The 6,642-nt window shown below is 61.9% G+C and carries 6 protein-coding genes; 2 read left to right on the forward strand and 4 right to left on the reverse strand.

Going from position 1 to position 6,642, the window contains the following annotated elements:
* The first annotated feature begins 102 nt into the window (after positions 1-102).
* Together EP7_RS28465 and EP7_RS28470 are read left to right on the forward strand one after the other, a co-directional pair.
* Positions 103-1,008, forward strand: a complete 906-nt coding sequence (locus tag EP7_RS28465) for a hypothetical protein (protein WP_463528614.1) — start codon at positions 103-105, stop codon at positions 1,006-1,008.
* Positions 1,009-1,544: 536 nt separating this feature from the next.
* On the forward strand, positions 1,545-3,458 hold the full coding sequence (locus EP7_RS28470) for a caspase family protein (protein WP_463528615.1): 1,914 nt from the start codon (positions 1,545-1,547) through the stop codon (positions 3,456-3,458).
* A gap of 246 nt (positions 3,459-3,704) precedes the next feature.
* On the opposite strand, the gene EP7_RS28475 is transcribed toward EP7_RS28470, so the two are convergent.
* From EP7_RS28475 to EP7_RS28490, 4 genes are all read right to left on the reverse strand, one after another.
* Positions 3,705-4,019: a metallophosphoesterase family protein gene (locus EP7_RS28475; RefSeq protein WP_463528616.1), complete on the reverse strand. Its 315-nt coding sequence runs from the start codon at positions 4,017-4,019 to the stop codon at positions 3,705-3,707.
* A 109-nt stretch (positions 4,020-4,128) separates the two neighbouring features.
* Complete coding sequence (locus tag EP7_RS28480; RefSeq protein ID WP_463528617.1) at positions 4,129-4,677, reverse strand: PEP-CTERM sorting domain-containing protein; 549 nt, start codon at positions 4,675-4,677, stop codon at positions 4,129-4,131.
* A gap of 404 nt (positions 4,678-5,081) precedes the next feature.
* Positions 5,082-5,420: an SLOG family protein gene (locus tag EP7_RS28485; protein ID WP_463528618.1), complete on the reverse strand. Its 339-nt coding sequence runs from the start codon at positions 5,418-5,420 to the stop codon at positions 5,082-5,084.
* A gap of 28 nt (positions 5,421-5,448) precedes the next feature.
* Entirely contained in the window at positions 5,449-5,844 is a 396-nt protein-coding gene (locus EP7_RS28490) for a DUF3592 domain-containing protein (RefSeq protein WP_463528619.1), read from the reverse strand.
* Positions 5,845-6,642: the final 798 nt, after the last annotated feature.

Raw genomic sequence — 6,642 nt, forward strand, 5'->3', positions numbered from 1 at the left:
TGCGTCAGAGATTATCCATTCTCTTTTCCACAAGACTTGACGTGATAACATCTTACCCTAAAATTGGATAGGACACTAACTCAGGCGAGCAGGGGTCTATCCATGCCGATTGCCTCGCTGACGACGGCCCAGGCCGACCCGGGCGTCATAGGGCACAAGGTCCAACGCCTCCTCGACGCGATGGCAGGCCTGCCCATGATCGCGCCCGTTGGAAGGCTAGCCTCCGAGATGGGGTGGCCTGCCCGCGTCCTCTGCCGGGTCCTCGACGAGGCCGAGGCCCTCCACAGGCTCCAGCGATGGGACGACTGCCCCGACGGGCCGGCGGCCATCATCTCGCCGTCCGAAATGGCCGCTCGGGGCCTCGCCCCCGGCGACGACGGACGTTGGATCAAGGAAAGCTCCAGATCCTACCGGGGCCGGCGGCACGCCAACGACCCGGTGCGGGAGTCGGAGCTGTTCGCCGGCGGCTGTGTCGGCGGATGGGAATCGACCGCCGGCGTCCATTCGGGGTTCACCGGCGGCTTCGACATCCTGCCCGGTAAGGGCCCTTCCCCGCTCGACCTGATGATCGCGGCCGAGGATCTGGCCGATGCCCCACTCGTTGAGGATGAGCCGGACAGGTCGAGAGGCGGCCGGCCGGCGGACCTATCATCCCTCAAGGGCATGGCAGGCCGTACGGGCTCTCTGCCTCCCCTGACTCTCGTCGGGGAAGGTGGGATCTGGTGCGGCCCGCAACCTCGTCAGGTCGGAACCGAGAAGAACTGGGTTGGCCGTCGGGTCGATGGACGCGGCTACGTCACCGCCAGAGGCAAGGTCGAGGAGTCTGCCAGGATTGCCCCCCACTGCCCGGGGTGCGGCGGCCGGGAACTGTCCGTGGCCGAGTTCTGCGTCCGGTGCTCTTCTCCGGCGACGGGCACGGCAAACTCGAGTAGTAAGACGAGGCGGATGAGGGAGGAATATGACGAGCACCAGAGCGAACGGGCGATGCTGCACCTTGTTCTAAGGTGAGCCTGGGCATTCAACCCGGTCGATGTCATGGCACAGCGGACCGGGTTTAACTGGTCGGACTAACGATGGAGCAAGGAGCGGGATGAGCCCGATTGGCAGAGTTCTTGTGCGACACGGATTTCGCGCCGTAACATGACGAATCCGGATACTCGATCTTGCTCGGCCGAATGTAGGGGCATTTATGGACGAATCGGCAATCCTCATCTCGGTGCGCGCCGCAGACCCCCGACAGGCAAACCAACTCGCAGAGTCGCTTCCAGACGGTCTCGGGCGTCTCGGTAGAGAGGCAACGAGAGCGTTCGGACACGCAAGATCTGGGCGCCTCGCTCGCCCTGATCTTCGGCGCCCCGGCCGCCGTCGCGTTGGCGAAGGGGATCGCAGCCTTCCTGAGTAAGTATCAGTCGGCCTCGGTCACGATCCGAACCGGGCGGGGCGAGGTTGTGTTGGAGAATGTGACGAGCCAAACGGCCCTGGAGGCGCTCAAGGAGGCTCTCCGCGCAGGCGGATCCCAGGGGCCGATCTGAAAATCGAATAAAATGTCAAAGACGCATTTTTTAGCGGTGATCCTCGGCGCCAAGGAATTCCCCGACGCCCCCGGGTTCACCTCGGACCTGGCCTTCGAGAGATCTCGCGACCTGTTCAAGAAATATGCGGCGGCGGACCTTGGAGTCCGGTTCGCGGGCTTCCGCGCCAAGGCTGAGCAGATGCAGTCCGCCGACGGCCTGGACTTGTTCAACTCCGATCGGTCCGCCGACGACCAGGACGCCATGATCGGCCGCTTCCTCAAAGGACGCCTCGAACGCCTGAAGGCCGAGGGGAAGGAGGACATCACGCTCCTGCTCTATTACGTCGGCCACGGCGCGTTCAGCGGGCAGGACTTCTACTTCGCGGTGAAGAAGACCAGGGCCGAGAACCCGCTCGCATCGAGCTTCATCGGGAAGACCCTCGCCGAGACGGTCAAGCGAGAGGCCGCTTGGATCAGGTTGTGCGCGATCCTGGATGCCTGCTTCTCCGCGGAGGCCGCCCGCCTATTCCTCGGGTCCGGGGACGAGGCCGCCGCGAGGTCCTTCGTTAAACGCGGCATCTCCCTGCTGTGCTCGGCCCCGAGTAACGCGGTGAGCTACATCCTCCCGGACAGTTCGGGCACCGCGTTCACCGACGGTTTCGTCTCGGCTCTCCGCGAAGGGGTCGCGTCCGGCGATCAGTTCCTAACCCTCCGCCAGCTGAAGGACCTCGCTTCTCGCAAGATCGAATCACGCAAGGAAGATTTGAAAGCGCGTCTCGACGAAAGAGCGGTCGCCGACTATGACCCGCCCGACCCCCAGCTCCACTCACCGAGTCAGCCGGGTGGTGACCTCGCGGATGTCCCCTTATTCCCGAACCCCGCACGTGTCGCCTCGCAGTCGTCGGGAGACCGTACGGAGCCTTCAGGGCCTGTCGCTCGGACAGAGACCACGGGGCAGAGCCCCGATCCTCCCGGTAATGACGTCTCGGCTCTCCTCGAGAAAAAGATGAAGCTCGTGGAGGCGAAACGAACGGAGAGGCAGAAGAATGTTGAGGATCTGATGAGGCGGCAGGAGGAGGCTAGGGTCGAGGTGAGAGAAGAAGTCGAGGGCATTCACGAGCGTGTGCTCGACGCGACCCGCATCGCGAAGTGGCTCGATCAGCTGAAGACACGACTCCAGAAAGAAGACGAGGCAGCGGCCACAGACTTCCAGCGCCTCTCCGCCATCGGCAAGGAATTGCCGAGTCGATCGAAGGTGTTTAAGGAGGATCTCCGCCGCGTCAGACTCGCGAGCGAGCGTGCGTCTGCGCGACGGCTCGCCGCGAAGCAGATGACTGCACCGGCGACCACGACGCTTGTCGCGCACTACGATTACAGCACTCGCGAGTCCTCCCAGCGTGTGCCGTTCGCCTCGTGGGTGGAATCGAAGCTGAGCGAAGCGGCGGATCGTCGCGTGCGGTCGATGAGGTGGAACTGGGCTCGGGCTGCGTGGCGATGGGCAAAGGATGCGTTCACTTCATACTGGCCGATACTCGCCCTCTGGCCCTATTTCGGGTTCCTGATCTGGTGTGGGCTCGCTTCGCCGCTGTTCTGGGGTTCCACCGAGTCGCTCTTGAGCAAGGTGCTCGCGAGAATCCAAAACATCTACATCCTAGGAATCTACATCGTCCCAGGCGCGTTCCTATTCTTTGGGTGTATATCCATCAGTAAAAAATCCGTCGATGAATTTACAGTCGGATGCATTAGCGCCTTCGTCGGTGCTCTCCTTCTCTTTTTGGGAGTTAAGTTGACCCTAGAATGGGGATATGGCGCATTGATGATCCCCCAAAAGTTGGCGAAACTATCGACGATGACCGGTTTTCTGATCGGTATCGCTCATCTAGTTTTAATCCTTTTGGGGCCCGGTATCGTCACCCTCGCCCTATCGAAGCGCGACAGATGGTGACCCGTCATGAGCTCTGAGGCTTCGCGAGATGCGGGGTTCGTGGTTCCTTGGGGACGATCTTCTCTGTGAACGCTCAGACTCGACGCTGGCGTCTCTAGAAGCGGCCCGGATCATCCATCTTAGTAACCCCAATAAGAGGGTCGCCGTCTTTCACAATGCGTAGCAGGCATTTAGGGCGTTCACCTACGGTCATAAAGTCCCTGTTAGCTTCCGGTCGTCCCAAGTCTCAATCTGATCAACGGGACTTCAGCGATCGGCCTCGGCAGTCCAACCGTAGGGAGTGTAGCGGCAATCGAGTGTGCCGTCGTCGAACAGATCGATTAATGCATAGCCTTCGGGGAATCCCCGGTTCTTGCCCCTCCACCAGCTGCCGCAGACGGCCCCGTTGCAATAGAAGTGGATCCCCTTGATCTCGACGTGCTCCACCTGGTGGAGGTGCCCGCTCAGGCAGGCCCTCACGTTCGGGTGCCGGGAGAGCAGGTCGACGATCAGCCCCGCGTCGGCGTGGATGTGGCCCTCCTCGATCGCGCTGTTGCCGGACAACCCCCTCGACCGGTTCATTATGCATTCTGCATAATTCGCCTGCCCAAGGCGATGGGCGTCGCGACTTCGGAAGAGTTTAACCGTCTAATCCCCCCTTGATCGCAAGAATTGCAGGAGGGGTCGCCGATCAGACCAACCGCTTGCCGGCGATCACCAGCACCCCGGCCAGGCCGACCATCAGGAGGGATGACGGCTCCGGGGCGGCCCTGTTGGCCGATAGGCTGGCTCTCGTTACGGTGGTGGCCGGGAAGATGCCTACGGACCTGATCGCGGACGCAAAGATCGAAGTCCCGTAGCCGAAAATGCCGGATTCGAAGAAGTTGCCCGTCGGATCGAGAAACTCATAACTGGCGGAACTCGAGCCCGACGTCCCCCCGGTGCCGTAGCTTAAGAAGAGAGAATCCGACCCCTGGCCCGCGACAGAGTCCCGATAATTGAACCGCAGGTTCGTTGAGTTGCCGCGTTGATAGATCGCTTCAACGCCGCCGACGTTGATGCTGGCGAAGTCGATTCGGCCATTGGCCAGGTCGCCGAAGGCCGTGAACGATGCCTGGCCGGGACCGGAGAAGTCGATGACGTCGTCAGGGGAGCCGGGCTGCGCGATACGCTGCTCACCAATGACGTAGCCCGAGACCATACCGCTTATCGTGTCGGCGCGGGTCTGCGTGGCGGCCATAAAAAGGACGAAGATGGCGGCCGATCCGCAAAACATTCTCATATGATCTTCCTTGTGAGATCCTTCGCTTCACTGCGGCACCTCGCCACCAACGCGGCATGATGAAAGCGACGGATGTCCTCAGCAAGGAGCGGGTCCTAGACGTTTCGTATTTCCCCCTTTGCATCCTTTATCATGGCCGCTCGGCATGCGATCCGACGCCTAATCACTCTAGCGGGGGTCGCCCGCATGCAGTCGCTTCGGCTCGGCCCCTTCCCTGTCGATGAGCCAGGTGGGGATAGCCGCTGCCCTGGCCTGATTGGCGAGTCCTTCGACCTTCGCGATCGGGGGAGGAACGGGTGGAAGACCAGGCAGAGGTCTGCCCCTTCCCTGAACATTGCGGCGTTGCGGATCGGGCCGGCCATCTAGCCGAGTTCGTCCCATCGTGCGGGGTGTTCCTCGCAGGCGATGCCCAGCTCCTGACAGGCCAGCTTGAAGGCCTGATCGACGCCTCTGGCACCGCCATGGACGATGACCAGGTCGGGACCATGCTCGGCGATCAGAAGCTTAAGGATCGTGGTGGTCATCGTCGGGCGAAGACTCCAGTCTCGATCGCCCGTGACGATTACTCTCATTGGGCTCCCTCGCGAATTCGGGGAGATTAGACGGGCTAAACCCCCTCCGTAAATCTCGGAATCTTGCCGGACGTTTGCACCGTCCAACCCCCTCCCCCGCTCCTTCGAAGTACGCCCCATCGCCGCCATGCTCCGAGGCAGCCCGCAAGCAGAGATCTCACCCGCTCCCCGGCTCCCCGAAGCATGCCGCCAGCACGATGATCATCCCGAGACCTGTGAAGCAGACCGGGCAGAACCACATCTGCGAGAGCGACGAGCCGCAGGCAACGCCCGGTTCATCCGGATCATAGAGGACCTCGATCAGTTCGCCGACGGGAGGCCCGCCGCTGCCGCTGGTCAGTCGAGCCCGGTGTCGCTCCCCGGAGATCCGGCCCTCGAACTCGACGTCGATCTCGGGGACGGTATCCACGTCCCCCTCGGAGGCGACCACGACGGCGACGGTCCGGATGCCCGACCTCGCGAGTCGGAAGGATCGTCTGGCCCTGGTCAGACCGACAATGAGGATGGCCACGCCGAAGGCGACCATCACGATTCGCAGTATGGTCGTCCCCATCTGCTCGCCTCCTCTCTCGTCAAGCTATCTGTGAAGCATGGCCTCACCCCTACCCTGCCCTCCGGTGCCTACCTCGGCAAGAACCCAGTTTTCGTAATGGACTCAGGGCGACTCGACATCCAGCATGCCCCCCCTCCCCTACCCCGATCCGCGACGCCACCTCGACTCCTCGACCCACTCAAGCACCGTGGTCCTTGCGCCCCAAGGAACCACGGAACGACAGCCCCAAACCCACAAAGGCCGCTAGACCTCAAGTTCGCGAGTACCATGGTCCCACCACCCTAACGAACCAAACTCCCATCGCACTAAAGTTCGTCGGGATTCTGGAACGATGGTTCCATGACCCTTTAGGGTGAGAGTACGTTGGATCTAAAGTCCCGGAGTTCCTTCGTGCGTGGGTCCATTGGTACTTATGGGCAATGGTTCTAGAGGACAATAGAGCCAAAGCGCCATGGAACCTTCGGACGTCGGTTCTCATGCACTCTGGCCCCCGCGAACCAAGGTGCAACGGGATTGCCGGATCTTAGGAACCATGGCACCACCGATCTCCAGGGCCGAAGGTCTGAAGGGTCATGGCACTCCAGGACCTCTGCCCTCCGGCGACAAAGTTCCACGGGACCGACGTGCTGTGGCACTCAGAGCCCTCGGTGCTTTAGGCCGGTCGAACTGAGGTGCTCTGGAGCCGAAGGTTTTTGGCTCGAAGGGGCCAAAGCCCCGATGGGCCGTAGGACTGAAGGAGCATAGAACTCAAGCCCCGAAGTCCCGCTGCCGATTGACTGAAGACGGAGGGACTTAGGG

Source organism: Isosphaeraceae bacterium EP7 (assembly GCA_038400315.1).
Lineage (GTDB): Bacteria > Planctomycetota > Planctomycetia > Isosphaerales > Isosphaeraceae > EP7.